Below are 17,141 nucleotides of genomic sequence, written 5' to 3'. Positions count from 1 at the left end.
TGGTTCCGCGGTGGCCCCGGCCACCGCGGAACGGCGCGCAAGCGCTCAGCGGCATTGCTTGTGCGCCGCGCTGACTGCGTCGCCAAACAACTCGGCCACCAGGTCGATCTCGGTCTCGCCGATGACCAGCGGTGGCAGGAAGCGCACCGTGGCGCCGTGGCGTCCGCCCAGTTCGACGATCAGCCCGCGCTGCAGGCATTCGCGTTGCACCGTGCGCGCGAAGGTGCCGTCGGCCGGGTAGGCGCCCACCGCATCGGCCTCGGCACGTTCGTCGATCAGTTCCACCCCGATCATCAGGCCGCGCCCGCGCACTTCGCCGATCGCGGGGCACGCGGTATGCAACTGCCGCAGCCGCGTGGCGAGGCGCTGGCCCATGGTCTCGGCATGGGCGACGATGCCTTGCGCGACCAGGGTGCGGATGGTGGCGGAGCCCGCCGCCATCGCCAGCTGGTTGCCGCGGAAGGTGCCGGCGTGCGCGCCCGGTTGCCACGCGTCGAGCGCGCTGTCGTAGATCACCACCGACATCGGCAAGCTGCCGCCGATCGCCTTGGACAGGACCAGCACGTCCGGCACGATGCCGGCATGCTCGAACGCGAACATGCGCCCGGTGCGGCCGAGCCCGGTCTGCACTTCGTCGAGCACCAGCGCGATGCCGTACTCGCGCGTGATGCGGCGCAGTTCGCGCAGCCAGCGCGCGGGCGCGGGGATCACGCCGCCTTCGCCCTGTACCGCTTCCACCACCACCGCCGCCGGCGGCAGCACGCCGGACTCCGGGTCGGCCAGCATCTGCTCGATATAGCGCAGGCCCGCGTCGATGCCGGCGTCGCCGCGCAGGCCGAACGGGCAGCGGTAGTCATACGGGTAGGGCAGGAACTGCACGCTGCCGCCGAGCGCACCCAGCGGCGCCTTGGGGCCGAGGTTGCCCATCAGCGCCAGCGTGCCGTGCGTCATGCCGTGGTAGCCGCCGGCAAAGCTCAGCACCGTATGGCGTCCGGTGGCGGTCTTGGCCAGCTTGAGCGCTGCCTCGATGCCGTCGGCGCCGGTCGGGCCGCAGAACTGGATACGGGCGCGCGCTGCGAACTCGGGCGGCAGCAGGCCGAACAGGTCGTCGATAAAGCGGTCCTTGACCGGCGTGGCCAGGTCCAGCGTATGCAGCGGCAGGCCGCTGTCGAGCGTGTCGCGCAGCGCGCGCACTACTGCCGGGTGGTTGTGGCCGAGCGCCAGCGTGCCGGCGCCGGCCAGGCAGTCGATGAAGAGCTGGCCGCTGGTATCGCGCAAATACACGCCATAGCCCTGTTCCAGCGCCAGCGGGATGCGGCGCGGATAGGAGCGGGCGTTGGACTCGCGCGCGGACTGGCGCTGCAGGTAGGGGTTGTCGTCGAGCCGGATGGGCGCTTGCCGGACGAAGGCGCCAGCCGAGAACGGCGCGGGTTGGCCGTGGGCATGCGTGGCGAGCGAGGGAGGCGTCATGGTGTCGTTCCTAACGGGGGCGTTGAACAGGGACGTTGACTGCGGGGCCCGGCATCGAGACCGGGCAAGATGGGTTGGCCCGCGCGCGGGGGCAGCTCGCGCGGCGGATACTGCCGGTGCACGACGCGCGCGGCGGCCAGTGGCGTGGCCAGGCTCGCGACGTAGCGGGTGTCGTGATCGGGCTGGCCACATGCATCGTGGATATGCCAGACGCGCAGGTCGGCCCCGGCGCGCGCCAGCGGCGGCACGCAGGCAGCGCACGCCGGCAGCGCCACGCGCACCGATTGCGGCGCAGCCGACAGCCCTGTGCCGACGGCCTTGCTGCACGCTTCCTTGGCAGTCCACAGGCGCAGGAAGGCGAGCATGGCATCCTGCGGTTGGCGCTGCGCCAGCGCGCTCAGCCAGCGCATTTCGTCGGGGTTGCAGGCCACGGCCGCGCTGTCGTGCCAGGCTGTCCACGTCATGTCCGCACGCCAGGCTTCGATGTCGATCCCGACCGGCGCGCATGACAATGCGATTGCGGCGCGTGCGTCGCTGTGGCTGACGTTGAACTGCAGGGCTGTGGTGCAATGGCCGCCAAGCGTGGGTTTGCCGAACGCGTTGGCGACCAGCGGCACGGCGTCGGGCGACACGCCCAGGTATAGGCCCAGCAGTGTCCGCAATGCCGAGCGGGCCGCGGTGAAGCGGGCGCGGTCGCCGGGTTGCCGGAACATGGCGGCGCGCGCGCGTTCGCTTGCCGACAGCGCCGACAGGTCTGCCGCAGCGTCGACTGCCACGTGCCAGACCTGGATCTCGCCGTGCGCTGGCGCGGCCATGTCAGGCGAGCGCATGGCCGTGGTCTCTGGTGGCGCGCATCGTGGAACCGAGCACGGCATCCGTGATGGTGTCCAGCACGTCCTGCGCCGCCTCGTGCAGGAAGAAATGCCCGCCCGCGAACAGCCGGTGGCTGCAGTCGTGCAGGGTCTCGTCGCGCCACGCGGCCAGCATCGCGGGCGGGGCGTGGACGTCGTCCCTGCCGCCGAGCACTGTGACCGGACAGCCCAGCCGCGGGCCCGGACGGTAGCGCCAGGCCTCGCACAACGCGATATCCGCGCGCAGCACGGGCAGGAAGAAGGCGAGCGCTTCCGGCGTTTCGCGGATCTCGGCCGGCATGCCGCCCATGGCGGCGATGACGTCGGCAAAGGCGCCGTCCGGCAGGCTGCTGAACGGCGGCCGAGCCGACGGCAGCGCGGGCGCGCCGCGCCCGGACACCACCAGCGCGGCGGGGGAGAGGCCATGCACGGTTTCAAGCGCGCGCGCGGTCTCGAACCCCAGCAGCGCACCCATGCTGTGGCCGAACAGCGCAAAGCGCGGCGCTTCGGCTCGGGCCGCGCGCGCGATCGAGGCGGCCAGCGCGCTGGCCAGCGCATGGATCGATGCGCCATGCGGTTCGGCAGTGCGCGTGCCGCGTCCGGGCAGGCATACCGGCGCCAGCTCGATCGCGGCAGGCAGCGCGGCGCGCCAGCCGTGGTACGCGGTATGGCCGGCGCCGGCATAGGGCAGGCAGTACAGGCGCACGCGATCGCCGGCAGCCGGCCCGCTGCGGCCCGGCATCACGGCGTACCAGGGATCGCGCATCGGCTGCGCGGGGCTCATGCGCCGGCCAGCGCGCGCTGCAGGCTCAGCGGACGCATATCGGTCCAGACCGTCTCGATATGCGCCAGGCACTCGTCGCGGCTGCCCTGGAAGCCCACGCTGGCCCATCCTGCCGGTACGGGCTTGTAGTCGGGCCAGATCGAATACTGGCCTTCATCGTTGCGGACGACGTGGAAACGCGTGTCGGGATGATCCCAGCTCATGGCTGTGCTCCTTCAGGTGGTTTGAGTTGCCGTCGCAGTCGGTGCCGCGCCGGCAAGGAAAACGTTGAAGACAACAAAAACGTCGAAGGCTACATCGTAAATGATAATGATTTGTATTTCCATTCGTAAATATTTCCGGTAGACTCGCCTTCCATGCAATGTGCAGACATTGTTCGCGTGGCCGCGCCCCTCCCGCCTCAGGCCCCGCTGCAACGCCTCTTCCGGCGCCGTGCGGCAAGCGCGAACGAACCCAGCGAGGGAACAGGGATATGGATTTGGACACGACCGCTACCATCGCCGACCTCCATGCGGACCATCGCGCCGGCTCCGGCGCGGCTGCCACCGCAGCGACAACCGGGGCGGGCGCGCTGCGCACCGCGCCGATGTTTGCGCACAGCGCGCTGCCGCTGGTGGTCACGCCCGACGGCGATACCGACTGGCGCCGCCAGTTCGGCGCCATGGCCGCGATCGCCACGGAGCAGTTGCCGCGCGTCGGCGGCGTGCTGTTCCGCGGCTTCCGCTTTGACGACGATTCGGATTTCCGCGCCTTCGCCAGCGCCTTCGGCCATCCGCTGCTGAGCTATGAGTTCGGCTCGACGCCGCGCTCGCAGGTGAAGGAGGGCGTCTATACCTCCACCGAATACCCGGCGCACCAGGTCATCCCGCTGCATAACGAGCAGTCGTACACGCTGCAATGGCCGATGAAGATCTGGTTCCATTGCGTGCAGCCGAGCGAGACGGGAGGCGAGACGCCCATCGCCGACAGCCGGCTGGTCTACCAGCGCCTGGACCCGGTCATCCGCGAGCGCTTTGCCGCGCGCCGCCTGATGTACGTGCGCAACTACGGCAACGGCCTCGACCTGAGCTGGCAACGCGCCTTCAACACCGATGACCGCGCGCAGGTGGAGCGCTTCTGCCGCGCCCAGCGGATCGATTTCGAATGGAAGGCCGACGGCGAGCTGCGCACGCGCCAGCTATGCCAGGCCGTCGCGCGGCATCCGGTGGCCGGCGAGATGGTGTGGTTCAACCAGGCCCACCTGTTCCATGTCTCGGGGCTCGCGCCCCACGTGCGCGAGGCCCTGCTCGCCGTGGTCGGCAGCGTCGACGAACTGCCGCGCAATGTCGTCTACGGCGACGGCGCGCCGCTGGAGGACGACGCCCTTGCCACCATCCGCGCCACCCTCGACGACTGCACCGTGCGCTTCCCCTGGCAGCAGGGCGATGTGCTGATGCTCGACAACATGCTGGCCGCCCACGGGCGCGGCACCTTCAGCGGCCCGCGCCGCGTGATCGTCGCCATGGCCGAGTCCGCGCCGCCCGGCCTGGGCTGATCCCGCCGCCGTCCCGATGCCCACTGGCCGCCCTGCGGGCCAGGGCCTTGTCATCTCCAACGTTTTCGCCATGTCGTCTTCCGTAGCTTCCCTGCCGGCAGAAACCGGCGCCCTGATGCGAACTCTGCGCGCCGATGGCGTGCGCCTGCGCCTGCTGGACGGGCGCTGGCGCGTGGCCGATGACTGCGCCGCCAGCGCTGAGGCGCTGGACGCCGCGGCTGCGCTGCTCGCCACGCGCGCCGCCGAGGCCGATGCCTGGCTGGCCGCGCATCCCGGCTATTTCGACCGCTATCCCGCCGGGCCCGGCCAGCTGGCGCTGCTGGCCTTCCATCGCCGCCATCCGCACAGCGCCGCGTACAACATGGTGTTCACGATCGAGCTGGCGCCGGGCCTGCGCTTCGACCTGCTGGAGCAGGCCGCGCGCCATGTGGTGGATTGCCACGAGGCGCTGCACAGCGCCTACCTGGACGAGGACGGCGAGATCGTGATGGCGCGGCCGGCCGGCTTTGCAGCCGAGGTTTCGCTGACGCGCGTCGACGGCCTTGCCGAGGCCGATCTGATGGCCTGGTTCGAGCGCGAAGCGGACGAGCCGTTCGACCCCGACGCGGGCCAGGTCTGCCGCTTCCGCTTCCTGGTCTCGCGCCAGGCCGACGGCACCGAGCGCATGTGGATGTGTGCCGGCATGCACCATATCGCCGGCGACTATCTCGGCTTCGAGACGGTTTGCGACCAGATCCTTGCGACCTACGAAGCGCTGCGTGCCAAGGACCCGGCCAGTCCGCCGATGGCGTCGCAGGTGGGCCGCTACCGCGACTGGCTGGTGCGCCAGCGCCAGTTGCTGGCGGGGCCGCGTGGTGCATCGCTGCGCGCCTTCTGGGACAGCGTACTCGAGGACGCGCCCGCGGCGCCGGCCCTGGCCGGCGAGCGCGCTGTCGAGCCCCGCCTGCGCGGCGCCGAGATTGAATTCCACCTGACGGCGCAACAGACGCAGGGCCTGCGCGACCTGGCCGCGCGGCTCGAGGTCAGCGTCTTCGTGGTGATGCTGGCGCTGTTCAAGACCGTGCTGCACCGGGCCAGCGGCGAGGACGACTTCCTCGTCGGCACGCCCACGGCCGGACGCTCCGGCGCGCAGCATGCCGACCTGATCGGCTATACGCTCAACGCCGTGCCGCTGCGCGCGGATTTCTCCGCCAACCCGGCCTTTGCCACGGTGGTGCGCGACTGCGCCCGCCAGATGCGCGGCGCCTTGCGCCACCAGCAATATCCGATGGCGCGCATGGGCGGCGCGGATCGCAGCCTGGGGCCCTTGTTCCGGCATATGACGACCTTCGTGCCGGTGGGTCCGCGCAAGGTGCTGGGCCGCTACCTGGTGCGCGAATACCTGGCCACGCAGCGCGGCGCGGCCAACGACATGAACCTGCGCTGGCAGGACGAAGGCGAACGCCTGCGCGGCCAGTGGCGCTACGACGCTGACCGCTTTGCCCCGGAGGCAGTGCTGCGGCTGATCGCGGCGCTGCGGGTTGCGGTGGACGTGGTGCTCGACAACGCCGAAGTGCGTGTCGGTGATCTGTCCTTGTTCGATGCGGCGGTGCTTTCGCATGCGCAGGCCAGTGGTGCCGCAACGCAGGTCCACGCCACAGCGCTGGCGGCCTTCGAGGCCGGCGTGCGCGCGCATCCGGAGCGCCTCGCGGTAGACGCTGCCGATGCGCAGTTGTCCTACGGTGCGCTCGACGCCGGCGCTGACGCGCTTGCCTCGCGATTGCAGCAAGGTGGCGTGCGCCCCGGCGACGTGGTCGGCCTGCTGCTGCCGCGAGGCGCCGGCATGGCCGTGGCCATGCTCGCCTCGTGGAAAGCGGGCGCCGCGTTCCTGTGCCTCGACGCAGCCATGCCCGCCGCGCGGCTGGCACAACTGGCGGCAGATGCGGACCTGAAAGCGGTAGTGGGCGAGGGGGGGCAGCCGCAGTGGCTGGCGGACGTGTTGCCCGATGCCGGCTGGCATGCCGTATCCCTGCGAGCAGATGCCGCAATTCTCCCGGCGACATGGCCCGCTGCCGTGCCCGCCCAGCCGGCCTACCTGATCTACACCTCCGGCTCGACCGGCACGCCCAAGGCAGTGGTGGTGACGCAAGGCAACCTTGCGCACTACGCCGCTGGCGTGCTGCACGCGCTGGCCCTGCCGGCGGGATCGTCGATGGCGTCGCTGTCCTCCGTGACAGCGGACCTGGGTCACACCGCCTGGTTCGGCGCGCTGCTGGGCGGCCACACGCTGCGCGTGCTGGACGATGGGCTGGGCGAAGACCCCGAGGCCCTCGCCAGCGCGCTGGCGGCGCGGCCGGTCGATTGCCTGAAGATCGTGCCCTCGCACCTGCGCGCACTGCTGGCCGTCGCCGATCCGGCGCGGTTGGTGCCGCGGCAATGCCTGGTGTTCGGCGGCGAGGCGCTGGATGCGGCGCTGGTGGCGCGCGTGCAGGCGCTGCATCCGGCCTGCCGCGTGGTCAACCACTACGGGCCCACCGAAACCACGGTTGGCTGCCTGACGCACCCGGTGCCATCGGGCGGAGCGCAGGGTGCGATTCCGGTCGGCCGCCCGCTGCCCGGCGTCAGCGCCTACGTGCTGGATCGGCACCTGAATCCCGTGCCGCGCGGCGCGGCAGGCGAGCTCTACGTCGGCGGGGCCGGCGTCGCGAGCGGCTACCTGCGGCGCCCGGCGCTGAGCGCCGAACGCTTCGTGCCGGATCCCTTCCAGCCCGGCGGCCGCCTGTACCGCACCGGCGACCGCGTGCGCATGACTGATGACGGCGCCATCGTCTTCCTCGGCCGTGCCGATGCCCAGGTCAAGATCCGCGGCTTCCGCGTCGAACCCGGCGAAGTCGAAGCCTGGCTGCGCCAGGCGCCGCACGTGCGTGATGCGGTGGTGCTGGCGCAGCCCTCGCCCGCAGGCGAAGGCCTGCGGCTGGTCGCCTATCTCGTGCCCGCCGACGGCTTCGACCTGACCGCGCTGCGCACCGCCATGGCTGCCGCACTGCCGGCGCCGATGCTGCCGGCGGCCTTCGTGCAGTGCGACGCCTTCGCGCGACTGCGCAATGGCAAGGTCGATCGCAAGGCCTTGCCGCCGGTGCCCGATGAGGTCGCCGCGCCCGTCCGCGCTACACCGCAGGATGACACCGAGGCTACGCTGGCGCGCCTGTGGGCGAGCGTGCTCGGGCGCGATGCCGTCAGCGCCGACGACAACTTCTTCGCCTTCGGCGGCGACTCCATCCTCGGGCTGCAGCTGGTCGCGCAAGCGCGCCAGGCCGGTCTGGCGCTGACCCCCAAGCTGCTGTTCGCCCATCCCACGCCCTCGGCATTGGCCGCCGCACTGCGCGCGGGCGCCGCACCGGCCGACGCAACCGCTGCCATCGAGCAGACGCTGCGCACCCTCTGGCGCGAGATCCTGCAGCGCGACGAGATCGACCGCGACGCCGACTTCTTTGCGCTCGGCGGCGATTCCATCCTGGCGCTGCAGATCGTGGCCAAGGCCCGCGCGCAGCAGCTGATGCTGGCGCCCAGGGACCTGTTCGCGCACCCGACGCTGGCGCGCCTGTCGGCGCATCTCGCCGCGCGCGCACAACCTGCCGCCGCTCCCGCTGCGACGCCGGCCGTGGCACAGCCATTTGCGCTGAGCGGTCGCGACGCGGCAGCACTGGAGCGCCTGCGCGCCGCGCAGGGCGGCATCGAGGATGCCTATCCGCTGTCGCCGCTGCAGGAAGGGCTGCTGTTCCACCACCTGCGCGACGGCGGCAACGGCGCCTATGTCAACCAACTGGTGCTGGAAATCGACGGGCCGCTCGACCCGGCGCGGATGGCCGCCGCGTGGCAGGCGCTGCTCGACGCCCACCCGATCCTGCGCACCACCTTTATCGCGCCGGGCGAAGCCGGTTGCGGCGACCGCGCGCTGCAATGCGTGCATGCCCGCGCCACGCTGCCCGTGGCCGTCGAGGACTGGCGCGGCGAAGACGGCCCGGCGCTGGCCGAGCGTCTGGCAGCCTGGTGCCGCGCCGACCGCGCGCGTGGTTTCGACCCGGCTGCGCTGCCGCTGATGCGGCTGGCACTGCTGCGCACCGGCGAGCAGGGATGGTGGCTGGTCTGGAGCCGGCACCACCTGATCGTCGACGGCTGGGGCTCGGTGCAACTGCTCGACGAGGCGCTGGCCCGCTACGCCGATCCGGCCCACGCGCCGGCGCCGCGCCGGCCGTATCGCGACTATATCGCCTGGCTCGCCGCGCAACCCGCGACGGCGCGGCAGGCCTTCTGGCGCGAGGCCTTCGCCGGCCTGCCCGGTCCCACCGTGCTGCCGGGCATCGCGCCGGCGGCCGCGAACCACAGCGCGGCGCCGCTGTGCCGCGACCTGGTGCTGCCGGCCGGACTCGATTCCAGCCTGCGCGCGCTGGCCGCCGCGCATCGCGTCACCCTCAACACTGTGATGCAGGCGGCGTGGGGCATCGTACTGGCGCGCCATTGCGGCAGCGACGATATCGTCTTCGGCGTGACCTCGGCCGGCCGGCCCCCGGGCCTCGACGGCGCCGAGCGCATGCTGGGCGTGTTTATCAACACACTGCCGCTGCGTCTGCGTCCGCGCGGCCCGCTGGCGGTGACGGACTATCTGCAGGCTACCCAGCAAGCCGGCGTCGCCATGCGCGAGTTCGAACATGCCGCGCTGGCCGAGATCCAGGCGCAGGCCGGTGCCGGTGGCGCGCTGTTCGACACGCTGATGGTGTTCCAGAACCTGCCCGACCTGAACGACCGGGCGCGCGAGGTGGCGTGCCTGCGCCTGCGCCAGCACGACAACATCGAGCAGACCCACTACGGCCTGACGCTGGAAGTGATGCCCGATCGTCGCTTCACCGTCCGCTTCACCTGCGATGCCGGCCGAGTTGAGGCGGGACGCCTCGCGCAATGGATGGACGCGTACGCGGCCGCGCTGGCATCGCTGGCCGAGGGCGCGGCGCATGTCGGTGCCGTCGATCTGCTTGACCCCGCCACGCACACGCGGCTGCAGGCTTGGGGCGCCAGCGATGACACCAGCGTCTCGCAGGCAGCCCTGCACGACGACTACGTACAGCGCGTGGCGTGCCGCGTCGCCGCGCATCCGGAGCGCGTGCTGGCGCGCTGCGGCGATGCCGCACTGACCTATGGCGACTGGTGGCAACGTGCCGGCCGGCTCGCCGGGGGCCTGCGTTCCGCGGGCGTGGCGCAGGATGACGTCGTCGCAGTGCTGCTGCCGCGCGGGCTCGACTGGCTGGTCGCGCTGGCCGGAATACTGCGCGCAGGCGCGGCCTGGGTGCCGCTTGACGTCAGCCATCCCCCGGCACGCTGGCAACAGGTGCTGGCACAGGCGCGCCCCGCGCAGGTGCTGACCGATGCTGCAGGCGCCGCCGCGCTCGCCGAGGCAGGGATCGCAGGCGCCCGGACGCTGGCAGCCGTAGAGGCCTCCGCCGCGGGAACGACGGCACTGCACACATCCTCGCACCCCGCCCAGCTCGCCTACGTGCTGTTCACCTCCGGCTCGACCGGCGTACCCAAGGGCGCGATGGTCACGCGCGCCGGCATGCTCAACAACATGCTGGCCAAGGTGGTGCCGCTCGGGCTGGGCGAGGGCGACGTGATCGCCCAGACCGCGCCGCCGTGCTTCGACATCTCGGTATGGCAGGCGCTCGCCGCGCCGCTGTTCGGCGCCCGCGTGGAGGTCGTCGCCGACGACGTGGTGCGCGATCCGTCCGCGCTGACGGCGCTGCTCGCGCAGCGCGGCGTCACGCTGTTCGAACCGGTGCCGTCGCTGCTGCAAGCTGTGCTGGACTGCCAGGCCGCGGAGGGCCGCGACGCGCCGCTGCCGGCGCTGCGCTGGGTGCTGCCCACCGGCGAGGCGCTGCCGCCCGCGACCGCGCGCGCGTGGTTCGGGCGCTATCCGGCGGTGCCGCTGATGAATGCCTACGGGCCCGCGGAATGCTCGGACGACGTGGCCTTCCACCCCTTGTCTGCCGATAGCCTGGGGCAGGGCAGCGACACCGTGCCGATCGGCCGTCCCACCGCCAATGCCGTGCTGCAGGTGCTCGATGCCGACGGCAACCTGGCCGCACCCGGCGTGATCGGCGAGGTCGCGGTGGCCGGCGCTGGCGTGGGCCGGGGCTACCTGGCCGACCCGCGCCGCACCGCGGCCGCCTTCGTGCCCGATCCGACCGGCGCCCCGGGCAGCCGCCGCTACCTGACCGGCGACCTCGGCCGCTGGCAGGCCGGCGGCGTGCTGGAATACGTGGGCCGCAAGGACTTCCAGGTCAAGCTGCGCGGCTACCGCATCGAGCTGGGCGAGATCGAGGCCGTGCTGGCCGCGCATCCCGCCGTGCGCCAGGCGCTGGTGACGGTGTACCAGGCCGCCGGCAGCGAATGGCTGACGGCCTACTGGCAGCCAGGAGCCGGCCAGGCCGTGCTGGAAGCCGAGCTCGCCGCCAGCGTCGCGGCGCGGCTGCCGGCCTACATGGTGCCGGCCGCGTGGGTGCGCATGCCGGCCTGGCCGCTCAACGCCAACGGCAAGATCGACCGCAAGGCGCTGCCCGCGCCGCAGGTGGCAGCCGCCGGCGAGGAGGGCGATCCCCCGGCCAACCCGGTCGAGCAAGCCGTGGCGGAAATCTGGGAGGCACTGCTGCCCGGCGTGCGCGTTGGCCGCGACAGCCATTTCTTCCGCCTCGGCGGCCATTCGCTGATCGCCACCCGCGTGGTCGCGCGCTTGCGTGCCGCCGGCCACGCACAGGCCGCGCTGCGCGATGTGTTCGAAGCCCCGGTGCTGCGCGACTTTGCCGCGCGCCTGGCCACGGCGGCGCCCGCGGCGGCGATCCCGGCGCTGGTGCCCGTGCCTCGCGTTGCACGCATGCCGGTATCACTGGCGCAGCAACGGCTGTGGCTGGTCGAGCGCCTGCAGGGCAATGCCGGTGCCGCCTACAACATGGCCGGCGCGCTGCGCCTGCGCGGGCCGCTGGATGTCGCTGCGCTGCGCCAGGCCCTGGCCGCCGTGGCCGCTCGCCACGAGGTCCTGCGCACCGCCTATCCCGACGACGACGGCGAACCGTTCGCCAGCATCGGTGCTGCCGCAGGCATCGACCTGCCGGTGGCCGACCTCCAGGCACTCGCGCCCGAGACCCGCGACGCGGCGCTGCGCGAAGCCATGCGTGAACACGCGTCACGGCCCTTCGCGCTCGACCAGGCGCCGCTGTGGCGCGCCACGCTGCTGCGCTGCGCCCCGCAGGAACACGTGCTGCTGGTCGCGATGCACCACCTGGTGTCCGACGGCTGGTCGGTCGGGCTGCTGGTCGACGAGATCACCCATGGCTACCGCCGCGCACTGGCGCCGGACCAGGTCACACCGCTGCCGCCGCTGGCCCTGCAATACGCCGACTACGCCGCCTGGCAACGCGACTGGCTGCGCGGCGCCGCGCTCGACCGGCTGACCGCCTACTGGCGCGGCGCGCTCGCCGGCGCGCCGGCGGCGCTGGCCTTGCCGGCCGACCGCGCCCGCCCGCCGGTGGCGCGCATGGAAGGCGATGCCGTGCCGCTGCATATCGATGCCGCGCGCATGGCACAAGTGCATGCGCTGGCCCGCGCCGAGCAGGTCACGCCCTTCGTCGTGCTGTTGGCCAGCTTCCAGTGCTGGCTGCACCGTGTCACCGGCATGGACGACCTGGTGCTCGGCACCGATGTTGCCGGCCGCCACGAGGCGGCGCTGGAGCCCCTGATCGGCTTCTTCGTCAACGTGCTGCCGCTGCGCTCCCGGCGCGTCGCCGGCGCCAGCTTCCGCGACACGCTGGCCGCCTGCCGGCGCGGCGTGCTGGCCGCGTTCGAGCATGACGGCCTGCCGTTCGACCGCATCGTCGAAGCCGCCGGCGTACCGCGCGACCGCAGCCGCAACCCGCTGGTGCAGGCGCTGTTCGTGCTGCAGAACACGCCGGCCGGGCAGCTCGCCATGCCCGGCGTGCAGGCCGACATGCTGCCGCCAGTGGAGCGCAATTCCAAGTTCGACATGGCGCTGTTCCTCGAGCCCGAGGGCGGGCAGGGAGCCGCAGCGCTGCGCGGCGACTGGGTGTTCGCCACAGCGTTGTTCGAGCGGACCACGGTGGCGCGCTTTGCCAGCGAGTGGCTGGCCACGCTGGACGCGCTGCTGCACGCGCCGGACCAGCCCGTCGACCACGTCACCGAACTTGTCCCGGGCGCCGCGCGCCCGACCCAACCGAAACCCGAGGAGTCCCGAAACATGGAAACCAGCCAACGCATGGCGGCCAAGCTCGACCAGCTCAAATCGCTGGCGCGGCCGCGCCCGGCCACCCTCGCTCCCGCCACTCCGGTTCCGTCCGCCGCCGACCCGGCCAGCCAGGTGCGGCTGCGCCCGCTGCGGGCCGGTGAGGTCTTTCCCATCGTGATCGAGCCGGCGGCGCCCGGCCTGGATCCCGTCGCCTGGGCCGCCCGGGCGCGCGGGCTGATCGCCGACACCCTGCATAAACACGCGGGCATCGTCTTCCGCGGCTTCGACCTCCCCACGCCGCAGGCCTTCGAGGCCTTTGCCGAAGCGATGCATCCCGGCCTGTACGGCAGCTACGGCGACCTGCCCAAGAAGGAGGGCGGCCGCAACACCTACCGCTCCACGCCGTACCCCGAACGCCAGATGATCCTGTACCACAACGAAAGCGCGCACCTGGAGCGCTGGCCGCGCAAGCAGTGGTTCTATTGCGAGCTGCCTTCCGCCATCGGCGGCGCCACCCCCATCGTCGACTGCCGCGAACTGCTGCGCCGCCTGCCGCCCGCGCTGGCCGCCGAGTTCGCCAGCCGGCAGCTCATGTATGTGCGCACCTTCACGCCACGGCTGGACGTGGACTGGCGCGACTTCTACAAGACCGAGGACCGCGCTGAAGTGGAAGCGCGCTGCCGCGCCGCCGGCATCGACTGCCGCTGGCTGGACGGCGACATCCTGCAGACCCGCACGGTGTGCCCGGCCATCGTCAGCCACCCGGTCACCGGCGAGCGCAGCTTCTTCAACCAGGTGCAGCTGCACCACGTGTCGTGCCTGGAGGAAGACGTGCGTGAAGACCTGCTCGAGATGGTGGGGCTGGAACGCATGCCGCGCCATGTGATGTTCGGCGACGGCACGCCGATTCCCGACGAGGCGATGAAGCTGATAGGCGAACTGTACGAGGCCTGCGCCGTGCGCTTCGACTGGCAGCGCGGCGACGTGGTGATGCTCGACAACATGCTGGCCGCGCACGCCCGCGACCCCTATGAAGGCCCGCGCAAGATCGTCGTCGCGATGGGCGATATGTTTGACCGCACCCAGCCCGACGGCAATGCCGCCGCGGTGCCGCAGGAGAACGCCGATGCCTGAGCTGCAGTCCGCCTGGACCCCGACACCCGAACAACAGGCCGCATGGCAGCAATGGTGCGACACGCCGGGGCCGCGCGCGCATGTGGCGCGGATCGCTCTGCACGGGCAGTCCGACCCTGCCGCAGTGGATGCCGCGCTGGGGGCGCTGCGTGTGCGGCACGAATCGCTGCGTACCGCATATATTGACAATGGCAACGAGCTGGTGGCCTGCGTGCCGCAGGCGGGCACCAACGGTGCCGCCACGGCCATCGCCGCGCCCGGCGATGCGCCGTCGCTGCCTGCGCTCGACCCGGCCACCGGCGACGTACTGCGCGCCTGCATCAGCCCTCTGCCCGCGGGCGGCGCCACCCTGTGGCTGCTGGTTAGTCCGCTGGCGGCTGACCGCGGCACCGTGCTGAAGCTTGCCGAAAACATGCGCGATGCATTGGATGCGCCGGCACGGATCGATGGCGATGAGGAATTGCCGCTGCAATACGCGCAATACGCCGACTGGCAGCAAGGCGCGCGCCTGGGCGAAGACGGCACCGGCAGCGCCGGCCGCGCGTACTGGCAGGCGCAGGCCGCCGGCCTGCCGGCCCCGCTGCGCATCCCCGATGCGCTGGCAGGAAGCGCCGCCGCGCAAGGTAGCGACACCTGGCGCCACACGCTGCATGGCGCGCACCGGCAGGCGCTGGCCGCATCGGCACGACAGTTCGGCACCACGCCCGAGCGCGTGGTGCAGGCGGCCTGGTGGACCGTGCTGGCGCGCCTGTGCGCGCAGCCGGTGTTCAGCGGTGCCTGGCTGCATGATTGCCGCCGCGACTACGACGTGATGGCCGATGCCGCCGGCGTATTCGTCAAGGCGCTGCCGGTCAGCGTGGCTTGGGACGCGCAGCGCAGCGTGGCCGAGCACTGGCGCGCCTGGCTGCCCGCGCTCGACAGCCACGCCGCGTGGCAGGAAGCCTGGCAGCCCGGGGAGGCCGCGCCCCGTATCGGGTTTGCGGTAGCACCGCTGCCGCCCGCCGGCGTGGCGATGGCCAGCCCGGCATGGGCCGGCTTCGACCTGGTGTGCGAGGCACTCGATGACGGGCAGGGCATGGCGGCGCTCGCGCTGCATGCGCGCGCAGGCGTCCTGCATCCGCGCGTCGCGCAGTGGGTGCTGGCGCATCTGGCGGCACTGATCGGCACTTTGCCTGCGGCGCTCGACACGCCGCTGGAATCGCTGTCATGGCCTGCCGACGATACCTTGCGCGTGCCGCAGTGCTGGACGGGCGAAACGCCCGTGGATGCGGGGCAGACCCTGCTCGCACGCATCGCGCAGCATGCCCGGCAGACACCGGATGCACCCGCGCTCGATGCCGCGGACCTGGTGCTCGACTACGCCGGCCTGCAGCGCACCGTGCAAGGCGCCGCGCAACGGCTGCGCGCGCTTGGCGTCGGCCCTGGCACGCGCGTGGCGCTGGCGCTGCCGCGCAGCGGCGCGCTGGTGGCGAGCCTGCTGGCGGTATGGGCCGCGGGCGGGGCCTATGTGCCGCTCGACCCGGCGTGGCCGCAGGCGCGCCGCCGCAGCGTGCTGGCGCAGTCGGCGCCGGTGCTGACCATCGCGCAGCAGGCTGCCCACGATAACGCCACGGTGATCCGTGCCGATGCGCTGCTGGCCAAGGCCGCACAGGTTGATGGCGAATTTGCCAGCGCACAGGAAGACGCCGCCTACGTGCTCTTCACCTCCGGCTCCACCGGCGAGCCCAAGGGCGTGGTGGTCGGCCACCGGCAGATCAGCCATTACACCGCGGCGGTGTGCGAGGCGCTGTCGCTGGCGTCGTGCCGGCGGCTCGGCCTGACGTCGTCGGTCGCGGCCGACCTTGGCAACACCACGCTGTTCGCAGCACTGTGGCAGGGCGCGTGCCTGACGGTGGCCAGCGATGACGACATGGCGCATCCCGCCGCCTTCGCTCGTTACCTGCGTGGACGCGAGGTCGACGCTATCAAGATCGTGCCGTCGCATCTGGCGGCGCTGCTGGAAACGGATGCACCGGCCGTGCCCGCCACCGTGATCCTGGGCGGCGAGCCCTTGCCCGCCAGCCTGGTGCAGGGGCTGCGCCGCCACGCGCCGGACTGCCGGATCTTTAACCACTACGGCCCGACCGAAACCACCATCGGCGTCATGGTCCACGCGGTCGGCGCGGAGGATCCGGCGTGGCCCGCCGGCACGGCGCCGCTCAGCCGGGCCCTGGGCGCGACGCGCGTGCGGCTGCTGGACGATGCCTTGCGCCCGGTCCCGGCCGGCGTGGCCGGGCAGCTCTACGTCGGCGGTCCGCAACTGGCGCATGGCTACCTCGGCCGGCCGGACCTGGACGCCGCCGCGTTTGTCGACGACCCGTTCGCGGCAGGGCAGCGCCTCTACCGCACCGGCGACCTGGCGCGCGCCACCCCCGCCGGCCTGCAACTGCTGGGCCGCGCCGACCAGCAGGTCAAGATCCGCGGCATCCGCGTCGAGCCGGCGGAAGTCGAGGCCGCGTTGCTGGCCCAACCGGCGGTGGCGCAGGCTGCGGTCTGTGCCGCGCCCGGCCCCGGCGCCGCAGCCGTGCTGTGCGCGTTCATCGTGCCGGCATCGGCCGGCTCCGCCGACACGGATGCGCTGCGGCGCGCGCTTGCCGCCATGCTGCCCGACGCCATGGTCCCGTCGCGCTTGATCGCGCTGCCTGCGCTGCCGCGGCTGCCGAACGGCAAGACCGACCGCACGGCGCTGCGCACGCTGGCCGCATCGCCGGACGACATTGCCGCAGCGGCGCCGCAAGCTGCCACGGCATCCGCGGATGCCGTGGAGACCCTGGTCTGCGCGCTGATGGCCGAACTGCTGGAGCAGGAGCGGGTCGACCCGCACGCCGACTTCTTCGCGCTCGGCGGCCATTCGCTGCTGGTGATCAAGCTGGTGGCGCGGCTGCGCCGGCGCCTGCAGGTGGAGATCGCGCCGGGCGTGGTGTTCGACCGCCCGACTGCCCACGCGCTGGCCGCGGCCGTGCGTGAACACGGCGAGACGGCGGGCGAACTCGACGCGCGCGCGCTCACCGCGCTGAATGCGGCGCCGCAGGCTGCCGTGGCCGCCTGAGCGCTCCCCGATAT

At 72.3% G+C, this 17,141-nt stretch carries 7 protein-coding genes; 3 read left to right on the top strand and 4 right to left on the bottom strand.

The genetic code is table 11. The features are described 5' to 3' along the window. Positions 1-45: 45 nt before the first annotated feature. Genes I6H87_RS27315 through I6H87_RS27300 form a run of 4 tightly spaced genes read right to left on the bottom strand, consistent with a single transcriptional unit; the run spans position 46 to position 3,308 of the window. The gene (locus I6H87_RS27315; RefSeq protein ID WP_011617412.1) at positions 46-1,470 is read right to left on the bottom strand and encodes a diaminobutyrate--2-oxoglutarate transaminase; all 1,425 of its coding nucleotides are present in this window, start codon (positions 1,468-1,470) and stop codon (positions 46-48) included. After that, entirely contained in the window at positions 1,467-2,300 is an 834-nt protein-coding gene (locus tag I6H87_RS27310; RefSeq protein WP_011617411.1) for a 4'-phosphopantetheinyl transferase family protein, read from the bottom strand. Before I6H87_RS27310 ends, I6H87_RS27315 begins: the two co-directional genes overlap by 4 nt. Beyond that, positions 2,287-3,105 carry a thioesterase II family protein gene (locus I6H87_RS27305; RefSeq protein ID WP_011617410.1) on the bottom strand — a complete coding sequence of 273 codons (819 nt, stop codon included), beginning with the start codon at positions 3,103-3,105 and terminating at the stop codon, positions 2,287-2,289. Before I6H87_RS27305 ends, I6H87_RS27310 begins: the two co-directional genes overlap by 14 nt. Then, positions 3,102-3,308, bottom strand: coding sequence for an MbtH family protein (locus I6H87_RS27300; protein WP_010810192.1), 207 nt, complete (start codon positions 3,306-3,308; stop codon positions 3,102-3,104). Before I6H87_RS27300 ends, I6H87_RS27305 begins: the two co-directional genes overlap by 4 nt. 383 nt (positions 3,309-3,691) lie before the next feature. Here I6H87_RS27300 and I6H87_RS27295 point away from each other — a divergent pair, with 383 nt between their 5' ends. The 3 genes from I6H87_RS27295 (at position 3,692) to I6H87_RS27285 (ending at position 17,127) form a co-directional block, all read left to right on the top strand. Next, a complete protein-coding gene (locus I6H87_RS27295) occupies positions 3,692-4,639 on the top strand; it encodes a TauD/TfdA family dioxygenase (RefSeq protein WP_136227916.1) in 948 nt (315 codons plus the stop codon). Between the two features lie 115 nt (positions 4,640-4,754). Then, complete coding sequence (locus I6H87_RS27290; RefSeq protein WP_011617408.1) at positions 4,755-14,039, top strand: non-ribosomal peptide synthetase; 9,285 nt, start codon at positions 4,755-4,757, stop codon at positions 14,037-14,039. Beyond that, positions 14,032-17,127: a non-ribosomal peptide synthetase gene (locus tag I6H87_RS27285; RefSeq protein ID WP_011617407.1), complete on the top strand. Its 3,096-nt coding sequence runs from the start codon at positions 14,032-14,034 to the stop codon at positions 17,125-17,127. Before I6H87_RS27290 ends, I6H87_RS27285 begins: the two co-directional genes overlap by 8 nt. The last annotated feature ends 14 nt before the right edge of the window (positions 17,128-17,141 follow it).

The sequence above is a fragment of the Cupriavidus necator genome (genome assembly GCF_016127575.1).
In the GTDB taxonomy this organism is placed as follows: Bacteria; Pseudomonadota; Gammaproteobacteria; order Burkholderiales; family Burkholderiaceae; genus Cupriavidus; species Cupriavidus necator_D.
This window is presented reverse-complemented; position numbering and strand designations above follow the sequence as displayed.

What these genes read in the sequence shown, in the direction of transcription:
- I6H87_RS27290 (WP_011617408.1), top strand. Translation starts at nt 4,755, where the DNA reads ATGCGAACTCTGCGCGCCGATGGCGTGCGCCTGCGCCTGCTGGACGGG.
- I6H87_RS27310 (WP_011617411.1), bottom strand. Translation starts at nt 2,300, where the DNA reads ATGCGCTCGCCTGACATGGCCGCGCCAGCGCACGGCGAGATCCAGGTC.
- I6H87_RS27305 (WP_011617410.1), bottom strand. Translation starts at nt 3,105, where the DNA reads ATGAGCCCCGCGCAGCCGATGCGCGATCCCTGGTACGCCGTGATGCCG.
- I6H87_RS27315 (WP_011617412.1), bottom strand. Translation starts at nt 1,470, where the DNA reads ATGACGCCTCCCTCGCTCGCCACGCATGCCCACGGCCAACCCGCGCCG.
- I6H87_RS27285 (WP_011617407.1), top strand. Translation starts at nt 14,032, where the DNA reads ATGCCTGAGCTGCAGTCCGCCTGGACCCCGACACCCGAACAACAGGCC.
- I6H87_RS27295 (WP_136227916.1), top strand. Translation starts at nt 3,692, where the DNA reads ATGTTTGCGCACAGCGCGCTGCCGCTGGTGGTCACGCCCGACGGCGAT.
- I6H87_RS27300 (WP_010810192.1), bottom strand. Translation starts at nt 3,308, where the DNA reads ATGAGCTGGGATCATCCCGACACGCGTTTCCACGTCGTCCGCAACGAT.